The following is an 18,424-nucleotide window of genomic DNA, read 5'->3' on the forward strand; positions in this document are numbered from 1 at the left end:
TCAGCACGATCTTCCCGGCGCGCCGAAACGATTGTCCGAGCTCAAGAGACTGGTCCCCGCCGTCAGCCAAAAGGTTCTGATCCAGCAGCTCCGCGAGATGGAGGAGCATGGCCATGTTCACCGGGAGATCTTTCGCGAGGTCCCGCCACGCGTGGAGTATTCGGCAACGGCGCTGGGACTGAGCCTCGAACCCGTGCTGCTTGCGCTCTGCGAATGGGGTCAGCGCCACGCGGCGGAGTTGAACGAGCAGGACCGTCTTGCAGATTGCGTCGTCAGGCCTCGATCCGCCGTCGATAGCGAGAGCCCTGGTTGACCTGCCTCACGCCCTGACTGGCTTTCCCCGTTTTCGCGACACGACATCGTCCTGCGGGCGATCATGGCTCAGGGCAGCCGTCATGATTTCGGCGGCGGCAAGCGCTGCGATGACGGCCGGCCGCTTGTCCTTGACTGTCGTCCCGCCGATCGGACAGACGAGCCTCTCGAAGAGTTCCGGACGTTCTATTTCCCGCGAAAGCCAGCTCTTGAACGTGGCGCGCTTGGTCTTCGAGCCGATCATACCGACGTAGCAGGCATCCTCGCGGCTGAGCGCTTCGGCGGCGATCAGGAAATCCAGCGCATGGTCGTGGGTGAGAACGACGAAAGCGCTTCCCGCCGGCGCATCTCGCACGACCGCCTCCGGCATCGCCGTGAGGCAGGTTTCGATGCCGGGCACATCGACGGCCGAAAGCTCCTGCTTGCGCGTATCGACGAGGATGGTTCGAACCGGGACCAGTGAGAGCGCCATGGCGAGCGCATCGCCGACATGGCCGGCGCCGAAGACATAGACATGCGGCCTCCGGGCGATCTCGCGATCGCTGCGCTCGGTCAGTGCCGCGCGGGTTTCCTTGTCGACCGCTTTGAAGGCGAGCGAGACGCGACCGCCACAGCATTGGCCGATCTCGGGGCCGAGCGGGATCGTCAGCTCGTAATCTGCGCTCGCTCCCTGGAGAAGCTTCCGCGCGTGATCGATCGCCATATATTCCAGCTGGCCGCCGCCGATCGTGGCGAAGGTGCGATCCTTCGAGACGAGCATCCAGGCATCCGTATCGCGAGGGGTCGAGCCGGCCGCGACGGCCACCTCGACGAGAATTGAGGCCGCTTCTCGGTTCAGGAAAGCCCGGATATCCTCTCTGCTTGCCAGCATGTTCGTGGTTCCTGTTTCCGCGCATGGTCGACGCCGGGTCGGCCATGCGCCGCATCAAATGCTACCGCGTTGTCTCCGTTGCTGCCTTCCCGCGCAGTCGCTCGATCGCCATCAGCACGCGCTCGGGCGTCGCCGGGGCGTCGATGCGCGGTGGGAGACGATATCCCGCAACGCTCGCCGCTGCCATTGATATAGCTTCGAGAACGGAAATGCCCAACATGAAGGGCGGTTCCCCCACCGCCTTGGAGCGGCGGATGGTCTCCTCCCGGTTGACCGACCATTCGGCCAGACGCACGTTGAAGATGCGTGGCCGGTCGGAGGCGAGCGGGATCTTGTAGGTGGACGGCGCATGCGTGCGCAGCCGCCCCTTCGCGTCCCACCAGAGTTCTTCCGTCGTTAGCCAACCCATGCCCTGGACGAAGGCGCCCTCGACCTGGCCGACGTCGAGCGCGGGATTGAGCGACTTGCCGACATCGTGGATGATGTCCGTGCGGTCGACCTGGTATTCCCCGGTCAGCGTGTCGACGCTGACTTCGGAACACGAAGCGCCGTAGGCGTAGTAATAGAACGGACGGCCGCGGCCTTCGGAACGGTTCCAGTGGATCTTCGGCGTCTTGTAGAAGCCGGCAGCGGAAAGCTGAACGCGCGCCGTGTAGGCCGTCTTGATGAATTCCGGGAACGAGATGCGTTCGCTGCCGATCCTGACGACATTCGGCTCGAAGGCGACATCCGCTTCGCTGATGCCATAGCGTTCCGCCGCAAAGTTGACGAGCCGCGCCTTGATCTGCTGGGCCGCATTGGCGGCCGCCATGCCGTTCAGATCCGAGCCGGAGGAGGCGGCCGTCGCCGAGGTGTTCGGCACTTTGCCAGTGGAGGTCGCAGTGACCTTGATCCGGTCGAGGTCGACCTGGAACTCGTCGGCCACGACCTGGGCGACCTTGGTGTAGAGCCCCTGCCCCATCTCGGTGCCGCCATGGTTCAGGTGGATCGAGCCGTCGGTATAGACATGGACCAGAGCGGCGGCCTGGTTGTATTCCGTCTTGGTGAAGGAGATGCCGAACTTCACCGGCGTCAGCGCGATGCCGCGCTTGATTACGTGGTTCTCGCGGTTGAAGGCGAGAACGGCCTCACGCCGGGTGGCATAATCCGCCGACAGTTCGAGTTCCTCGATGATCCGCCCGATGATGTTGTCTTCCACCGTCTGGTGATAGGGCGTCAGATTGCGACCCTCTCCGCCATAGAAGTTGAGCTTGCGGATCTCGAGCGGATCCTTGCCGAGCGTATAGGCGATATCCTCGATCATCCGCTCTCCGCCGACCATGCCCTGCGGTCCGCCGAAACCACGGAAGGCGGTATTCGACACCGTATTGGTCTTTATCGGCCGCGAGCGCAGCCGGACGTTCGGATAGAAATAGCAGTTGTCGGCGTGGAAAAGCGCGCGGTCCGTCACCGGACCGGAGAGATCCGCCGAAAAGCCGCAGCGCGCGGCAAAGACCGCATCGACCGCCTCGATCCTGCCGTCGTCGTCGAAGCCGATCTTGTAGTCGACATGGAAATCGTGGCGCTTGCCGGTCGCTGTCATGTCGTCATCGCGGTCGGGGCGGATCTTGACGGCCCGGCGATATTTTCGCGCCGCAACGGCAGCGACCGCCGCGAAAAGGTTCGCCTGTGTCTCCTTGCCGCCGAAACCGCCGCCCATGCGCCGAACATTGACCGTCACCGCATTGGAAGGCACGCCGAGCACCTGGGCGACCATATGTTGCGTCTCGCTCGGATGCTGGGTCGAGGCATAGACGGTCACCTCATCATCCTCGCCGGGGAACGCGAAGGAGATATGGCCCTCCAGGTAGAAGTGATCCTGACCGCCGATCCGCATCTCACCCTGAACGACGTTCTGTGCCTTGGCGAATCCGGCATCGATGTCGCCGCGTTCGAGCTTGAGCGGATCGATCACCAGCGGGTAGTTCGCAGCCTGGGCCTCCTTGACGTCCGTGACGTGCGGCAGGTCGCGATAGTCGATCTTGACCTTTGCCGCCGCCCGCCGCGCGGCATCGCGTGATGTCGCGATCACGGCGAAGATCGGCTGGCCGTGAAACTCGACCTTGCCGGTCGCAAAAACCGGATCGTCATGCTTGTGCGCGGGGCTGATATCGTTTTCGCCCGGAATGTCGTCCGCCGTCAGAATGCCGACGACGCCGGCGCTGGCCCCGACTTCCGCAAAATCGATCGACAGGATTTCCGCGTGCGCCCGGGCGGACAGGCCAAGATAGGCGTGCAAGGTCCCTGCAGGCTCCGGAATGTCGTCGATATATTCGGCCGTGCCCGAGACATGCTTGTGGCCGGACTCGTGCTTCTCCTTCTCGTGAACGCCTCCGCGGATGCGGTCTATGGGCTGCATCACATTCATGGCTCAAACTCCCTAAACCGCGACGGCGACAGCGCGATCGAGCCGGACGCGTCCGGCCTCCTGCGTTTCCAGGTAAAAGCGGCGGAGCAGGTTCTTCGCCACGAGCATGCGGTATTCCGCCGAGGCGCGCCAATCGGTCAAAGGCGTGAAGTCCTCGGCAAAGGCGGCAACGGCGGTTTCGACCGTCGCGTCGGTCCAATCCGCGCCTTTGAGCGCCGCCTCCACCTTCGAGGCGCGCTTCGGCGTGCCGGCCATTCCGCCGAAAGCGATCGCCGCGTCGGCGATCTTGCCCCGTCCGTCGAGCGTCACACGAAAGGCGCCGCAAACGGCGGAAATATCTTCGTCCAGCCGCTTCGTCACCTTGTAGACGGCAAAGCGGGCCGCCTCCTTGAGGAAGGGGATGCGTACGGCTTCGACAAATTCGCCGGGTTCGCGATCCTGCTTTCCGTATTCGATGAAGAATGCCTCCACCGGCAAGGTCCGACGCCGTGCGCCCTTGCGCAGCATCACCGATGCGCCGAGCGCGATCAGCGCCGGCGGCGTGTCGCCGATCGGCGAACCATTGGCAATGTTGCCGCCGACAGTACCCATGTTGCGCACCTGCTGGCCGCCGATTCTGTCCCAAAGTTCCCGCATCTGCGGGAAGTGTTGCGCGATCACCGGATAGGCCTCGGTATAGCTGACGCCGGCGCCGAGCGTGATGCCGTCAATATCGACGGAAATCCGGCGCAGTTCCTCGAGGTGCGAGATGTGCACAACCGGCGCGATGTCGCGCATGAACTTCGTTACCCAAAGACCGACATCGGTCGAGCCCGCGACGATCGTCGCTTTCGGGTCGGCTTCGAGTACGGCAGCAAAGTCGTCGACATTGGCCGGCAGCACGAAGCGTTCAGCCTCCTTGCCGATCACGACGCGGCGGCCATCCTGAAGCGCGGCAAGCTGCCTGCCGATATTTTCGCGCTCCGCGACGAGCGGATCCTTTCCGACCTCACCGATCGACGAGATCGCTTCCGCCGCGCGAATGATCGCCGCATAGCCGGTGCAGCGACAGAGATTGCCCTGCAGCGCCTTTTCGATCTCCTGAACGCTCGGCTTCGGATTTTCCATCCAGAGGCCGTAGAGCGACATGACAAAGCCCGGCGTGCAGAAGCCGCACTGCGACGCGTGCGTGTCGACCATCGCCTGCTGCACCGGGTGAAGCGGGCCGCTCGGCTGAGCCAGCGCATCGACGGTGACGACGTGACAGCCGTCGAGCGAACCGACAAAACGAATGCAGGCGTTGATGGATTCGTATTTCAATTGACCGCCAAGAAGCCGGCCGACGAGCACGGTGCAGGCGCCGCAGTCGCCCTCGGCGCAGCCTTCCTTGGTTCCGCGCAGGTTTCGGTCGATGCGCAGGAAATCGAGGAGCGTCTGGACCGGCGAAACGTCGGCAAGCTCGACGAGCCGGTCGTTCAGCAGGAAACGGATCGTGTTGCGGATTTCAATCGTCATGGGGATCAGCTCCCGCGGTAGGTCGAGTAGCCATACGGCGAAAGCAGGAGCGGCACGTGATAATGCGCCCCTTGGTCGGCGATCCCGAAGCGGATTGGAATAATGTCGAGGAAAGGATTGGCGCCGCACTCTGCGGCCGGGCCGAGATATTCGCCGGCGTGGAAACGCAGCTCGTAGGTCCCGCTTTCCATGCGCTCGCCGGCAAGCAGCGGCTGGTCACAGCGGCCATCGTCGTTGGTCCTCGTGGAGACGAGATGCTCGGCCCGCTCGCCATCGAACCGGTAGAGTTCGATGTGCAGGTTGCTGGCCGGCTTGCCGCTTGCCGTGTCCAGCACGTGGGTCGTCAGGCGGCCGGCGTTTCCACCTTGAGATTGCATGCGTTTCGCTCCTCCCGAAGTCAGCTTTCCATTGCACAGTATCCGGAGGGGAGATGTCCCTGTGTAGCGGCCCCAGCCTTCGAGACTTTCAAATTTTTTGGGGGGAATGAGCAGGCGGCTTTCTCGCTACCAATTGGGAGGCAGAGACAATGTCTGGAGGAGCCGCTTTCATGAGATACCCCCGCGATCTTCACGGCTATGGCCCAAATCCCCGCGCCGTCTGGCCGGACGGCGCGCGGATCGCCGTCCAGTTCGTGATCAATTATGAGGAGGGCGGCGAAAACTGCGTGCTGCATGGCGATGCGGCATCGGAGGCCTTCCTGTCGGAGATTGTCGGCGCCCAGGCCTGGCCGGGTCAGCGCCACTGGAACATGGAGTCGATCTACGAATATGGCGCGCGCGCCGGTTTCTGGCGCCTGCACCGCCTGTTCACGGATCGCGATGTGCCCGCCACCGTCTATGGCGTGGCAACGGCGCTCAAGCGATCACCCGCCCAGGTCGCGGCAATGCAGGAGGCCGGCTGGGAGATTGCCTCGCACGGCCTGAAATGGATCGAGCACAAGGATTTCAGCATCGAAAGGGAGCGGGCCGAAATCGCCGAGGCGATCCGTCTCCACACGGTCGTCACCGGCGAGCGGCCGCGCGGCTGGTACACAGGCCGCTGCTCGGAAAACACGCTTGATCTGGTGACCGATGCCGGCGGCTTCGACTATGTCTCGGATTCCTATGCCGACGACCTTCCCTACTGGCATGAGCACGACGGCAAGCACCAGCTCATCATTCCCTACACGCTGGACGCCAACGACATGCGCTTTGCGACGGCGCAAGGTTTCAACAGCGGCGAACAGTTCTTCAGCTATCTGAAGGACAGCTTCGACGTTCTCTACGCCGAGGGTGCTGCCGGCTCGCCGAAAATGATGAGCATCGGCCTCCACTGCCGTCTCGCTGGCCGGCCGGGAAGGATCGCCGCGCTCGCCCGCTTCCTCGATTATGTGAAGGGGTATGAGAAGGTCTGGCTTGCCCGCCGCATCGACATCGCCCGCCACTGGGCGAGGACCTACCCCTTCGAGACCGATAACGGCCGTCCCTCCCGCCTTTCCGAAGAGGCCTTCGTCGCCCGCTTCGGCGGCGTCTTCGAACACTCGAAGTGGATTGCCAAACGCGCCTTCGCCGGCGAGCTTTCACCAGCGAACGACACGGCGATTGGGCTCCACGCGGCGCTCGTCCATGCCTTTCGCAGCGCCACGGACGAGGAGCGGCTGGCCGTTCTCAACGCCCACCCCGATCTCGCTGGCAAACTCGCGCAGGCAAAACGCCTCACCGAGAGCTCGACGAATGAGCAGGCTTCGGCCGGTCTCGATGCGCTGACGGACGGCGAGCGCGAGCGGTTCACGACGCTCAACAGCGCCTATGTCGAAAAATTCGGCTTCCCCTTCATCATGGCGGTCAAGGGACGGCGCAAGGACGAGATCCTCGCCGCCTTCGAGAACCGGATCGGCAACGACCGCGAGACCGAGTTCGACACGGCCTGTCGTCAGGTGGAAAGGATCGCGCTCCTCCGCCTCCAGGACATGCTGCCAAACTGAGGACATACGATGACGGAAGGCGGCGTCAGCCGTCTGCGCGTCTTTGGACTGATCGTGGAGGCCGCAAAAATGAAGGAGATCGCCATCCAGCCCTTGACCCGCGAGGCTTTCGCGCCTTTCGGCGACGTCATCGAGACGGAGAATGCCCACAGCTTTCCGATCAATGGCGGACGGTGCATGCGCTATCACGACCTCGCCAGGATCGAGATTGCGGGCGAAAAGGCCCGCCCGATGATCAGCATCGTGCGCGGGGAGCCTTACGCCCTGCCCCTGACATTGACGATGGTTGAGCGTCACCCGCTTGGGAGCCAGGCCTTCATCCCGCTCGGAAACAATCCGTTCCTGGTCGTGGTTTCCGAAGAGACGGCCGATGGACCCGGCGAACCGCGCGCCTTCCTGACGACGCCGGGCCAGGGGGTCAACATCGCCCGCAACGTCTGGCACGGCATCCTGACGCCCCTGGAGGGTGTTTCCGATTTCGCGGTGATCGACCGCGGCGGTGAAGGCGTGAACCTGGAGGAACATTTCTTCGAGGAGCCGTTCCTCCTGCGGTAACCCGCCATCGAGATCGGGATAAGCGCGAAGGCCCCTCCTCCCGGCCCTGCCGGCGGTATGATGCTCAGCCCACTTCGACGCCGACCTGGACCCTTTGCATGCGACGGGCAGCCTGGACCCGTGGATCCGGGTCGAGACCGGCGTCGAGCAGACGGCGCGTATAGTCGCGCTGCGGGTTTTCGAAGATCTGCCTGACCGTGCCGAGTTCGACGCATTCGCCCGCCTGCATCACCATCACATGATCGGCGAAATCGCGCACCACCGGCAGGTCGTGGGCGATGAAGATAAAGGCAATTCCGAGCTCACGCCGGAGCTTGTCGAGCAGTGCGATCACCTGCGCCTGGATGGATACGTCGAGCGCGGAGACCGCCTCGTCGCAAACGATGAGTTCGGGCCGGAGAGCCAGCGCGCGGGCGATCGCGATCCTTTGGCGCTGGCCGCCGGAGAACTGGTGCGGATAGCGTTCGGCGTGGGCGGGCGAGAGGCCAACCTGCGTCAGCAGTTCCTCCACGCGTGCGCGCCACTGCGCCTTCGGTAGGATCTCGGGATGAATGACCCAGGCCTCGGATATCAGTTGATAGACCGTCATGCGCGGGTTGAGCGACTGCGTCGGATCCTGAAACACCATCTGCATCTGGCGGCGGAGCTGATAGAGCTCCTTGGCCGGCATTTTCAGAAGGTCCCGGCCCTTCCAATAGGCATGGCCCGAGTCGCTTTCATCGAGGCGCAGGAGCGCGCGCGCCAGCGTCGACTTTCCCGATCCGCTTTCACCGACAACGGCCATCGTCTCCCCCGGCTGCAGCGTGAAGGACACCCCTTTCAAGGCCCTGAAGGAGCCATAGGATTTGCAGAGATTTTCGACCTTCAGAAGCGGCTCGCCGCGGGCATCAGGTTCGTGCATCTCGCCCCGACCGGGAGCGGCCGAAATCAGCTTGCGCGTGTAGGGATGCTTGGGATTGTGATAGACCTCGTCCGGCGTCCCGGTCTCCACAATCTCGCCTGCGTTCATCACGACCACCCGGTCGGCGATGTCGGCGACGACACCGAGATCGTGGGTGATCAACAGCAGTCCGAGGCCGGTTTCCTCCTGCAATTCGCCGAGGAGGGCAAGCACCTCGGCCTGTACGGTCACATCGAGCGCAGTCGTCGGCTCGTCAGCAATGACGATGTCGGGTTTGAGCGCAAGCGCCGTCGCGATCATCAGACGCTGCCGCTGGCCGCCGGAGAACTGATGCGGGTATTTGCGCATCGCCATTTCCGGTGCGGGAATGCCGACACGCTTCAGAAGATCGAGCGCCCGCGCGCGTGCTGCGTCGGGCCCGATCCCATGAATGCGCATGACCTCGATGATCTGCCAGCCGACGGTGAAAACCGGGTTCAGATGACTTAACGGGTCCTGGAAGATCATGGCGATCCGCTTGCCGTTGATCGCACGACGCTGGTCATCGGACATGGCGAGCAGGTTCCTGCCGGCGAAAATGACCTCGCCGCTGGTGATCTCGCCTGGCGGCATGTCGATCAGGTTCATGATCGCGGAGGCGGAGACGGATTTGCCGGAGCCGCTTTCGCCCAGGATCGCCAGCGTCTCGCCGCGATCGAGATGCCAGCTTATGTTGCGCACCGCATGCACCGTTCCGCCAGCCGTATGGAACTGAACGGACAGGTTGCGAACTTCAAGCAGATGCTCAGCCATTCTTGCGGCCTCCGATTTCCAGTCTCCAGCGCTGTGCCGGATCGAGGGCGACGCGCATCCAGTTGGATAGCAGGTTGAGCGACAGCGTCGTCAGAATGATCGCCAGACCCGGCCAGAAGGCCAACCACCAGGCGTTGGTGAGGTATTGCTTGCCTTGCGCAACCATCAGGCCCCAGGTCACTTCGGGCGGCTGAATGCCGATGCCGAGGAAGGAAAGCGAGGACTCGGCCAGCATGACGAAGGCGAAGTCGAGCGTCGCTATGGTGACGAGCGTCGGGACGACCATCGGCAGGATATGGCGGAAGACAATCCGCAAGGACGACGCCCCCATGACCTTTGCCGCCTGCACGAACATGCGCTGGCGGATTTCTAAGACCTCGGCCCGCGTCGTACGCAGATAGACAGGGATCCGCGTGATGGCGAGAACGATCACGATATTGCCGACCGACGGCGCCAGCATGTAGAGCACGATCACCGCGAGAAGCAGCGACGGGAAGGACATGATCACATCCGCAAGGCGCATGATCACGTTCGACACCCGCTCCGACGCGTAACCCGCAACGAGGCCAAGCAGCGCACCGACGACGCCGGAACAGACGACAGCGCCGGCGGCGATCATCAAGGTGTTTTGCGCGGCGACGACGATGCGGGCGAGCAGCGGCCGACCGAGCGCATCGGCCCCGAGCAAGAAAAGCCAGCCCCGATCCAACGTAAACGGCGCCAGGTTGCGCGCGCGCAGGTTTTGGGCGACGGCGGCCTCGCGGAGCAGCATCGGTCCGAAGAGCGCGCACAATATCGCAAGAATGAGGAAGACCGTCGCAAAGAACGCAAACTTGTCGCGCCACAGCATGCCGAGGAGCACATGCGCCTTGCCGCGCTGCTTTATCGAGATCTGCGTGGATGGCAAAGTACTGGACATGGACATGGCCTTCAGGTCCTGAGGCGTGGATCGAGCAATGTGTAGGCAATGTCGATCAGCAGGTTCATGACGAAGATCGCAAGCGCGGTGACCATGATCGCCGCAAGGATCACGTTGAAATCGCGCTGCAGGATGGAGTCGATCATCAGCTTGCCGACGCCGGGAAAGCCGAAGATCGTCTCGACGACAACCGCGCCGTTCAACATCGCGGCCGCCTGGTCGCCGATGACCGTGATCACCGGCAGCATGGCGTTGCGCAGCGTGTGGACGAATATGATCGAGCGATTTCCGACGCCCTTGGCGCGCGCGGTTTTCACATAGGCGGATCCGAAAGCCGTCATCATCGAACCGCGCACCACCTGAAGAATCAAGCCGAATGGCCGGATGAACAGCACCGCTACCGGCAGGATCCAGTGCCAGACCGTGCCGGTACCTGACGTCGGGACCCAGCCGAGCGTGATGGAAAAGACGACGATGCCGACGATCGCGATCCAGAAATCCGGCGCCGATGCACCGATGAGCGAAACAAGAGAGACGAAACGATCGAACAGGCCGCCCGGGCGGAAGGCTGCGACCGAGCCGATGGTGATGGCGAGCGCGGTCACCAGCGCGATGGTGATCAGCGCCAGCTGCAGCGTCCAGGTGAAGGACTCGAGAACCACGTCGATCGCAGGACGCGCCTTGCGGATCGAGTCGCCGAAGTCGAGCTGCAGGACGTCCAAGACATAGCGTCCGAACTGCTGGATAAGAGGATCGTTCAGCCCATGCAGTTCGCGGAACTGGTCGAGCATTTCCTGCGTCGCATCGATCGGCAGGAACAAGGCTGCCGGATCGCCCGTCAGCCGCGACAGGAAGAACACCATCACCACGAGCGCGACGAGCGAGAAGAAACTCGACACGATGCGCCTCATCATCTTTTTTCCCATCGGTCCTACTCCCGATTGTTTACCGCATGTTGCCTTGAACCGGAGCCGACTCAAGAAAAACCTGCGGTAATTCAAAGTGCTACAGCGAGCTTTGGTGCATCTGGAAGACACGCGCGCTGTAGGGAAAGGCGGAAGTTGCCGCCCGCCTTTCCCGTTCCAAAGTCCGCTTTACTTGATGCGGATTTCCGACAGTTGCAGCTGCGAATTGGTTGCGATCGTCGGCGTGAAGTCGATGCGTGGATTGACGCGTGCGTAGCCCACCATGTGGAACAGCAGCACATCGGCGACCACGTCGTCATGAAGGTAGGCGATGAGTTTCTTCCAATCGGCCGCGCGTTTCTCGCCCGTTGCCGCGGTCGCTTCGGCGATCATCTTGTCGACATCCGGATTGGCGATGCCCGATTGACGGCCGTTGCTGTCGTACTTGAAGTACATCGAGAAGACCGGATCGCCACGCGCATTGTCGTGCTGGGCGGCGACAAGCAGCGGCCCCCGGTTTTCCGGATAAGGCTTGGAATACTGCTTTTCGAATTCCGCAACCTCGTACATCTGCAGCTTCGTCTTGAAGCCTACCTCTTCGAACATCTGCTGGGCGGCTTCGAGCACTTCCACCACGTTCGGGAAGTTGTTGGTGCGCCCGACGATGGCAATGGGCGTCTCGACGGGAACGCCATCGGCCTTCGCCTCGGCAAGCAGCTTCTTGGCGCCTTCCGGATCGTAGGGCGCTACCTTCACGTCGGGGTTCCAGCCGAGTGTCGTCGGCGGCACGATTGCCGTCGCCTTGATCGCGCCCTTCGGCAACAGCGTGCCGATGAAGGCATCACGATCGAGCGCCATGTTGAGCGCCTGGCGCACGCGCTTGTCGTTGAGCGGCGGGATGGAGTGGTCGAGCCGCATGTAGAAGGTTTCTGAGTTGGGATAGCTGAAGTCCATCTCCGCGTCATTGGCATCGAGTTCCGAAATCAGCGGCGCAATATCGGCCTCGCCGGCTGCGACCATGGCCGCCCGCACGGAAGGATCGGCACGGAACACGTAGGTCGCCTTCGTCACCTCCGGCGCACTTCCCCAGTAGTCGTCGCGCCGCGTAAGCGTGATGCTCTGACCCGCCTTCCACTCCGTGAGCTTGTAAGGACCTGTGCCGACTGGCTCGCGCGTGAATTCGATCGGCGTTTCGGCAGGCACGATCGTCACCAGCGTCATCAGGAGCGGCAGGATTGGTTGTGCCGGCGTTGCGGTGATATCGACGGTATTGTCGTCGACGACCTTCGTTTCCAGCTTGGTATCACCGAAATAGCGCGGGCTTTCGCACGAGATCTTGTCGCTCATCGCCCGTTCGATCGAGTGCTTGACGTCACCGGCATCAAAGCTGGAACCGTCTGAAAACTTCGCATCCTTGCGCAGATGGAACCGCCAGGTGCCGGGGCTCGCCTCCTCCCAGCTCTCGGCCAGGCGCGGCATCAGCCCTTTGTTGTTGCGAACGTCGAGTTCCGTCAGTGTCTCGGAAACATTCTGCAGGATGATACGGCCGATGTTCGAACGCGTCGCCATGCAAGGCTCCACAAGGTCGACCTCTTCGTCGAGAACGACCGTGATGTCCTTTGCCTCCTGGGCCCAGGCCGAGGCTGCCGCCGACGCGGTCATCATCAAGCCCAACAACAGTCTCTTACCCTTCATCTGTTCCTCCCTGATGAGCCAGCGCTTTCAATGTTCCGTGTCCGGCCGCGCTGCGGAGCCGTCGCTATCGGTTGCCGCCCACCGGCAGCAGGTTGTTTCAATCTTCCGCCACCCGCCGCTTCAGTCGCCCTCCTCCGACGACGATCATCGTCGCGGCGAAAATGATCGCGGCACCGAGCCAGGTGGAGAGCCCCGCGACCTCGCCGAACAGGATCCAGGCCATGACCGCAACAAACGGCAGCCGCAGAAAATCCATGGGCGCAATCTGCGACGCATCGGCGATGCTGAACGCCTTGGTCATCAGCGCCATATTGGCGGCGCCCATCGCGCCTTGCAGCGCGAGCAAGGCGAATTCGCGGAGGTCGGGCGTCGTCCAGTAGAGTGCCGCAGGCACAGCCGCCAATGGCACCGTAACAATGAGGTTCCATACGACCAGCGTCTCGGTCGAATCGAGATCCGACATGCGCTTCAGCATGAGTTGAACGAGCGCCTGAAGCGCGGCCCCGGCTACCGCCAGAAGCAAGGCCGTCTCCATGCCGCCCTGGCCAGCGGGATCGATGATGATCAACGCACCGGCGAAGCCTGCCACGAGCGCGAAAACGAGGCCGGGCGTCAGCTTTTCGCCGAGCCACAGCCAGGCGCCCAGCATCAGAAAAATCGGAGTCGTGAACATGATCGCCATCGCATCGGCAAGCGGCGCGGCGGCGAAGGCCATAAAAAAACAAACGAGCGCGGCAAGCTTCAGTGCCGCGCGAGTGACATGCTGGAGCCGATAGCCGGATTTCAGGACGCGTGGGCGCGCCACGATCAATGGGGCTATGGTTGCAAGGCCGAAGAGGCAGCGAAAGAAGCCGATGACGAACGCGTGCACTTCACCCGCAAGGAGACGCACAACTGCCGCATCCGCCGCAGCAAGCGCGGCGGCCGCTGCAACGCAACACAGCGCCTTGGCCGTCAGATGCTCACTTTGATGATTGACGATTGCGACCATCCTCTCCCGCGACGCTCCTCTCGCTCACTGAAGCCAGAGTGGAGCAATGCCAATAATTTGTCAACTCGTGTTAAGTTGATTTCGCAGACGCATTTTTTGCGTTACGATATCATATTGTATTATCGACATATTTTTGATGTACAGCAAAAATGCAGGCGCCCCGATTGATTATATTCAACTTGACAACATCTGATTTCTTTGAATTCTTTTTGCACATCGACGGGAAAAGGGAGGGGAGAAGTGACCCCAGAAGAGATCGGAAGTCGCATGGACGGGCGCATTGTTCGCACGGAGGTGGACCGCGAAGAGGCCTTTCTGCCCTCCCCCAGGATTCACAATCACGCGTCGTTCCTGGCTTTCCTGCCCGATGGCTCGCTCGCCTGCGCCTGGTTTGCCGGGACGCTCGAGGGCAAATCGGACATCTCCATTCACCTTTCCACCCTCGCGCGCGGTAGCAACATCTGGTCGAAGACAGTCCAGGTCAGCGACGATCCGGAGCGCTCCGAACAAAACCCGATGATCTTTGTTCGCCCCGACGGCGGCGTGAGCCTGTTTCACACGGCACAACCCTCGGGAAACCAGGACGAAAGCCGCGTGCGCGAGCGGTCCTTCATCCTTGAGAACGGAACGCCCGTTTCCGGACCGGCGCGTGACCTTGGACTGGCGGCCGGGACGTTCATCCGTGCGACGATTGTCCGGCGTGACGATGGCGCCTGGATGCTGCCTCTGTTCCTGTGCAACCCTCGCCCCGGCGCACGCTGGACCGGCACCCACGACACCGCGGCCGTGGCGGTCAGCAACGATGAGGGCGCGAACTGGTCGGTCATCGACGTCCCACAGTCCTATGGCTGCGTCCACATGACGATCGTGCCGCTCGACGGCAATGAGATGGTCGCGTTCTACCGCCGCCGTCAGGCGGACTTCGTCTACCGTTCGACGAGCAGCGATGGCGGGCAGAGCTGGACGCCGCCGGAGGCGACGGACGTGCCCAACAACAACTCCTCGATCGCGGCGGTCCGTCTCGCCGACGGGCGGGTGGCGCTGCTCTGCAATCCCGTCTCATCGGCAACCTCGAGCGACCGGCGCGATTCGCTCTATGACGAACTTGGCGTGGAGGATAATCGTCCGAACGCCGAGGGCGGTATAACGCCGATCTGGGGCGTTCCCCGGGCGCCGCTGACGCTTTGCGTTTCGACGGACGGCGGCCGGACATTTCCGCTTCGGCGCTTGGTCGAAGATGGCCCGGGCACGTGCCTTTCGAACAATTCGCTCGATGGGCGGAATCACGAGCTTTCCTATCCGGCGCTTCTCGAAGACGGTGACGGCAACCTTCACATCGCCTTCACCTTCCATCGACGCGCGATCAAATACGTCCGCCTTGCCAAGGGCTGGATCGACGGAGACCCGAAATGAGCAATATCGTCGGCATAACCATGGGCGACCCGGCAGGCGTGGGACCGGAGATTATCGTCAAGTCTCTCTCCGAGATGAGTGCCGCCGACCGGGCCGCAACGCGTGTGTTCGGTAACCTGGCGCAGTTGGAGGCGGCCAGGGCGATCCTTGGCATCGAACTCGACCTCCGCGACATCGTCGAGGACGTTCCGGTCGATGGAGCTCCCCTACCATGGGGTAAGCTCAGCGCGGTCTCCGGCGACGCGTCCTTTCGTTTCATCGACCTCGCCGTCAAGTCGGCGATGGCCGGGAAGATCGGCTGCATCGTCACCGCGCCGATCAACAAGGAGGCGCTGAACTCGGCCGGGCACCACTACGACGGTCACACCGGCATGCTGACCGCGCTGACCGGCTCGAAATCCGCCTTCATGCTGCTGGCGTCAGAGCGGCTCAAGGTCATCCATGTCTCGACCCATGTTTCACTCAAGGATGCGATCGGTCGCGCCAAGCCCGAGCGCATTCTGGCGACGATCCGGGCGGGCAATGAGCATTTGAAACGCATCGGCTATGAGAACCCCAGAATCGCGGTCGCCGGCATCAACCCCCATTGCGGCGAAAACGGCCTCTTCGGAACGGAAGACGACGAACACATCGCGCCGGCAGTGGCCGAGGCGCGCGCGGAAGGCATCGACGTGCAGGGCCCGATCTCGGCGGACACGGTTTTCCATCGCGCCTACCAGGGCGGCTTCGACCTCGTCATCGCGCAGTATCACGATCAGGGGCACATCCCGATCAAGCTGGTCGCCTTCGATACGGCGGTCAACGTGTCGGTGGGCTTACCGATCGATCGGACGTCGGTTGATCACGGAACAGCCTTCGATATCGCCGGTACGGGCAAAGCCAAGCATGTCAACATGAACGCCGCTATCGCCTATGCGCGCAAGCTCATCGCTGGGAAGAACGCAAATGTCTGATTTCGAGATTGGCGGCGTATTTTGCGCCGCAACCACAGCCGTAACGACCGATGGCAGGCCGGATTTCCGCCTGTTCATAGATCATTGCCGGCAGCTGCTGGACGAAGGCTGCCACGGCATCGCCCTCTTGGGCACGACAGGAGAAGCGAATTCCTTCGGACTGAAGGACCGTATGGAAATTCTTGACCGGGCGACTGCCGGCGGCATCCGTCCGGAACAGCTCCTGCCGGGAACGGCCCAATCGGCCGTCGCCGACACGATCGAACTCACCCGCCACGCCGTCCGGGCTGGTGTACGCGGCGTCGTGATGCTGCCGCCCTTCTACTACAAGGGTGTCAGCGCCGAGGGCATCTATCGCGCCTATGCGCGCATCATCGACGGTGTCGGCGACGATCGGCTGAGGATGGTGCTCTATCACATCCCCCAGGTTTCCGGCGTGGCGATCCCGCATGAGGTCATCGGCCGTCTTCGCGAGAATTTCCCGGGTATCGTCGTCGGCATCAAGGACAGTTCGGGCGATCTCGAAAACATGAAGGCCATGGTCAAGGCCTTCCCGGGCTTCGGCGTGCTCGCAGGGGCCGACCCGTTGCTGCTGCCGTTGCTCGAGGCGGGTGGCGCCGGCTGCATCACGGCGAGTTCGAACCTCGTGGCTGGCGATCTGCGCTTCGTCTTCGACAACTGGAACGTCGCCGGCAGAGGGGCGGAGGTGAAGGCCATCCAGGAGAAGATCGTCGCCTGGCGCGAACTCACCAACGCCTATGTCCAGCTTCCGACCGTCAAGGCAATGGTTGCGAGGCGGCGCGGCGACAATGGCTGGCTTCGCGTCAATCCCCCGCTTGTGGAACTGACCGACGCGGAATGCGAGGCCGTCTGGGCGCGCATGGCTGAGCTGGAACAGGCGTGAGGGGGCGATCATGGACGGAATGGCGAGACCGATTACGCTCCACCAACCCAAGCGCCTCGAGATCGGCGCGGGCGCCTCTGTTAGGCTCGGTGCCTTGGCCGAGAGCGCCCAGCGCGTCCTGATCATCGCGTCGGAACACACGATCGGCTTTGCGGAAAGGCTCGGTCTCGGCAACAAGGCGTCGATCTTTTCCGACGTTTCGGCCGAACCGGATGACCGGGCGCTCACCGCCGCCCTAGAGGCGGCCCGTGCCTTGCGGCCGGACCTCGTCGTCGGGCTTGGCGGCGGCTCGGTGCTGGACGTCGCCAAGCTCGTCGCCGCCTTGTGGGATGGCCCACAATCGCTCGACGACGTTGCCGGACCGGACAAGGTAGCGGGGCGCCGCACCTGGCTGGCGCAGGTTCCGACAACGGCCGGCACGGGATCCGAAGCCGGCATCCGGGCGCTGATCACGGACAGTGCCACGCATTCCAAAAAGGCAGTCGAAAGCCCGCACCTGCTTGCGGATATCGCCATCCTCGATCCGGAATTGACCTGGTCCGTGCCCCCGGCGGTAACTGCGGCCACAGGCATCGACGCAATGGCGCACTGCGTGGAGGCCTTCACCAATATCCGCGCCCATGACCTCATCGACGGCTATGCCCGCATGGGCATTCGCCTCGTCGGCAAGTATCTCGCGCGGGCCGTGGAGAACGGCCGCGACACGGAAGCCCGCGCCGGCATGATGCTCGCCTCCTACTATGGCGGCATTTGCCTTGGCCCGGTCAACACGGCAGCCGGCCACGCACTCGCCTACCCGCTCGGCACGCGTCTTGGACTGCCGCACGGACTGGCGAACGCCATCATCTTCCCGCATGTGCTCGCCTATAACGCGCCGGTGCGTAGGGAGAAGACGGCGGAAATCCTGAATGCGCTCGGCCTTCCGATCTTCGACGACGAGACGCAGGTTCTGAACGCCTCCTACCGCTTCTGCAAGGATCTCGGCGTCGAAATGCGGCTGTCGGCTCACGGGGCCGATCCTGCTGCTCTGGAGGGGTGGGCAGGCGAAGCCCACGCCATTCGCAGATTGATGGACAACAATCCGCGCGACATGTCCGCGAGCGATGTGCTCGACATCTATCGGGCGACGTTCTGAAGGCGGGCAGTTCACATGCATTGGCGCTATCGATGGCATGACGGCGCACTTATCCTCAGCCATCTGCCAGCGACAGACGCTGGCAGGCGCGCATGCTATGCCTGACCTGTCAGTGCGTGTTTGCGGCTCGTCGCGAAAGCGACTCGAGTTCGCGTTGCAGCGCCGCGCGTCTCTTCAGACGCGCCAAGGAAACATCCAGAGGGCCACCGCATCT

The 18,424-nt window shown here is 62.9% G+C and carries 15 protein-coding genes and 1 pseudogene; 7 read left to right on the forward strand and 9 right to left on the reverse strand.

Annotated features, from left to right (window positions below; all coding sequences use genetic code 11):
- Positions 1-22: 22 nt before the first annotated feature.
- A pseudogene (locus PZN02_RS24200) lies at positions 23-313 on the forward strand (winged helix-turn-helix transcriptional regulator); the annotation flags it as partial.
- Between the two features lie 6 nt (positions 314-319).
- On the opposite strand, the gene xdhC reads toward PZN02_RS24200, so the two are convergent.
- The 4 genes from xdhC to uraH all read right to left on the reverse strand — a co-directional run bounded on the left by xdhC (position 320) and on the right by uraH (position 5,461).
- Positions 320-1,180, reverse strand: a complete 861-nt coding sequence (gene xdhC / locus PZN02_RS24205) for a xanthine dehydrogenase accessory protein XdhC (RefSeq protein WP_280663256.1) — start codon at positions 1,178-1,180, stop codon at positions 320-322.
- 64 nt (positions 1,181-1,244) lie between these two features.
- On the reverse strand, positions 1,245-3,590 hold the full coding sequence (xdhB, locus tag PZN02_RS24210; RefSeq protein WP_280663169.1) for a xanthine dehydrogenase molybdopterin binding subunit: 2,346 nt from the start codon (positions 3,588-3,590) through the stop codon (positions 1,245-1,247).
- A gap of 12 nt (positions 3,591-3,602) precedes the next feature.
- Complete coding sequence (gene xdhA, locus PZN02_RS24215) at positions 3,603-5,084, reverse strand: xanthine dehydrogenase small subunit (protein WP_280663170.1); 1,482 nt, start codon at positions 5,082-5,084, stop codon at positions 3,603-3,605.
- Positions 5,085-5,089: 5 nt separating this feature from the next.
- The gene (gene uraH / locus PZN02_RS24220) at positions 5,090-5,461 is read right to left on the reverse strand and encodes a hydroxyisourate hydrolase (RefSeq protein ID WP_280663171.1); all 372 of its coding nucleotides are present in this window, start codon (positions 5,459-5,461) and stop codon (positions 5,090-5,092) included.
- A gap of 170 nt (positions 5,462-5,631) precedes the next feature.
- Between uraH and puuE the strand changes: the two genes are divergently transcribed.
- Together puuE and PZN02_RS24230 are read left to right on the forward strand one after the other, a co-directional pair.
- Positions 5,632-7,047, forward strand: coding sequence for an allantoinase PuuE (gene puuE, locus PZN02_RS24225; RefSeq protein ID WP_280663172.1), 1,416 nt, complete (start codon positions 5,632-5,634; stop codon positions 7,045-7,047).
- 69 nt (positions 7,048-7,116) lie between these two features.
- Positions 7,117-7,602, forward strand: a complete 486-nt coding sequence (locus PZN02_RS24230) for an ureidoglycolate lyase (protein ID WP_280663257.1) — start codon at positions 7,117-7,119, stop codon at positions 7,600-7,602.
- Between the two features lie 64 nt (positions 7,603-7,666).
- Here the strand turns inward: PZN02_RS24230 and PZN02_RS24235 are convergent, their stop codons facing one another.
- The 5 genes from PZN02_RS24235 to PZN02_RS24255 form a co-directional block, all read right to left on the reverse strand.
- Positions 7,667-9,295 carry an ABC transporter ATP-binding protein gene (locus PZN02_RS24235; RefSeq protein WP_280663173.1) on the reverse strand — a complete coding sequence of 543 codons (1,629 nt, stop codon included), beginning with the start codon at positions 9,293-9,295 and terminating at the stop codon, positions 7,667-7,669.
- The gene (locus tag PZN02_RS24240) at positions 9,288-10,214 is read right to left on the reverse strand and encodes an ABC transporter permease (protein WP_425336349.1); all 927 of its coding nucleotides are present in this window, start codon (positions 10,212-10,214) and stop codon (positions 9,288-9,290) included. The genes PZN02_RS24235 and PZN02_RS24240 overlap by 8 nt, the downstream gene beginning before the upstream one ends.
- An 11-nt stretch (positions 10,215-10,225) precedes the next feature.
- Positions 10,226-11,128, reverse strand: a complete 903-nt coding sequence (locus tag PZN02_RS24245; RefSeq protein ID WP_425336350.1) for an ABC transporter permease — start codon at positions 11,126-11,128, stop codon at positions 10,226-10,228.
- Positions 11,129-11,308: 180 nt separating this feature from the next.
- On the reverse strand, positions 11,309-12,814 hold the full coding sequence (locus PZN02_RS24250) for an ABC transporter substrate-binding protein (protein WP_280663175.1): 1,506 nt from the start codon (positions 12,812-12,814) through the stop codon (positions 11,309-11,311).
- Between the two features lie 97 nt (positions 12,815-12,911).
- Positions 12,912-13,805 (reverse strand): DMT family transporter, encoded by an 894-nt coding sequence (locus tag PZN02_RS24255; RefSeq protein ID WP_280663176.1) that lies wholly within the window; start codon positions 13,803-13,805, stop codon positions 12,912-12,914.
- A 240-nt stretch (positions 13,806-14,045) separates the two neighbouring features.
- Between PZN02_RS24255 and PZN02_RS24260 the strand changes: the two genes are divergently transcribed.
- Genes PZN02_RS24260 through PZN02_RS24275 form a run of 4 tightly spaced genes read left to right on the forward strand, consistent with a single transcriptional unit; the run spans position 14,046 to position 18,210 of the window.
- A complete protein-coding gene (locus PZN02_RS24260; protein WP_425336351.1) occupies positions 14,046-15,218 on the forward strand; it encodes a sialidase family protein in 1,173 nt (390 codons plus the stop codon).
- Positions 15,215-16,171, forward strand: a complete 957-nt coding sequence (gene pdxA / locus PZN02_RS24265) for a 4-hydroxythreonine-4-phosphate dehydrogenase PdxA (protein WP_280663178.1) — start codon at positions 15,215-15,217, stop codon at positions 16,169-16,171. Before PZN02_RS24260 ends, pdxA begins: the two co-directional genes overlap by 4 nt.
- Entirely contained in the window at positions 16,164-17,075 is a 912-nt protein-coding gene (locus tag PZN02_RS24270; protein WP_280663179.1) for a dihydrodipicolinate synthase family protein, read from the forward strand. Before pdxA ends, PZN02_RS24270 begins: the two co-directional genes overlap by 8 nt.
- 10 nt (positions 17,076-17,085) lie before the next feature.
- Complete coding sequence (locus PZN02_RS24275; RefSeq protein ID WP_280663180.1) at positions 17,086-18,210, forward strand: iron-containing alcohol dehydrogenase; 1,125 nt, start codon at positions 17,086-17,088, stop codon at positions 18,208-18,210.
- Positions 18,211-18,424 lie beyond the last annotated feature (214 nt).

The organism is Sinorhizobium garamanticum (genome assembly GCF_029892065.1).
GTDB classification, from domain to species: Bacteria; Pseudomonadota; Alphaproteobacteria; order Rhizobiales; family Rhizobiaceae; genus Sinorhizobium; species Sinorhizobium garamanticum.

What these genes read in the sequence shown, in the direction of transcription:
- PZN02_RS24235 (WP_280663173.1), bottom strand. Translation starts at nt 9,295, where the DNA reads ATGGCTGAGCATCTGCTTGAAGTTCGCAACCTGTCCGTTCAGTTCCAT.
- PZN02_RS24250 (WP_280663175.1), bottom strand. Translation starts at nt 12,814, where the DNA reads ATGAAGGGTAAGAGACTGTTGTTGGGCTTGATGATGACCGCGTCGGCG.
- PZN02_RS24270 (WP_280663179.1), top strand. Translation starts at nt 16,164, where the DNA reads ATGTCTGATTTCGAGATTGGCGGCGTATTTTGCGCCGCAACCACAGCC.
- PZN02_RS24240 (WP_425336349.1), bottom strand. Translation starts at nt 10,214, where the DNA reads ATGTCCAGTACTTTGCCATCCACGCAGATCTCGATAAAGCAGCGCGGC.
- pdxA (WP_280663178.1), top strand. Translation starts at nt 15,215, where the DNA reads ATGAGCAATATCGTCGGCATAACCATGGGCGACCCGGCAGGCGTGGGA.
- uraH (WP_280663171.1), bottom strand. Translation starts at nt 5,461, where the DNA reads ATGCAATCTCAAGGTGGAAACGCCGGCCGCCTGACGACCCACGTGCTG.
- PZN02_RS24275 (WP_280663180.1), top strand. Translation starts at nt 17,086, where the DNA reads ATGGACGGAATGGCGAGACCGATTACGCTCCACCAACCCAAGCGCCTC.
- xdhA (WP_280663170.1), bottom strand. Translation starts at nt 5,084, where the DNA reads ATGACGATTGAAATCCGCAACACGATCCGTTTCCTGCTGAACGACCGG.
- xdhB (WP_280663169.1), bottom strand. Translation starts at nt 3,590, where the DNA reads ATGAATGTGATGCAGCCCATAGACCGCATCCGCGGAGGCGTTCACGAG.
- PZN02_RS24255 (WP_280663176.1), bottom strand. Translation starts at nt 13,805, where the DNA reads ATGGTCGCAATCGTCAATCATCAAAGTGAGCATCTGACGGCCAAGGCG.
- PZN02_RS24230 (WP_280663257.1), top strand. Translation starts at nt 7,117, where the DNA reads ATGAAGGAGATCGCCATCCAGCCCTTGACCCGCGAGGCTTTCGCGCCT.
- puuE (WP_280663172.1), top strand. Translation starts at nt 5,632, where the DNA reads ATGAGATACCCCCGCGATCTTCACGGCTATGGCCCAAATCCCCGCGCC.
- PZN02_RS24245 (WP_425336350.1), bottom strand. Translation starts at nt 11,128, where the DNA reads ATGATGAGGCGCATCGTGTCGAGTTTCTTCTCGCTCGTCGCGCTCGTG.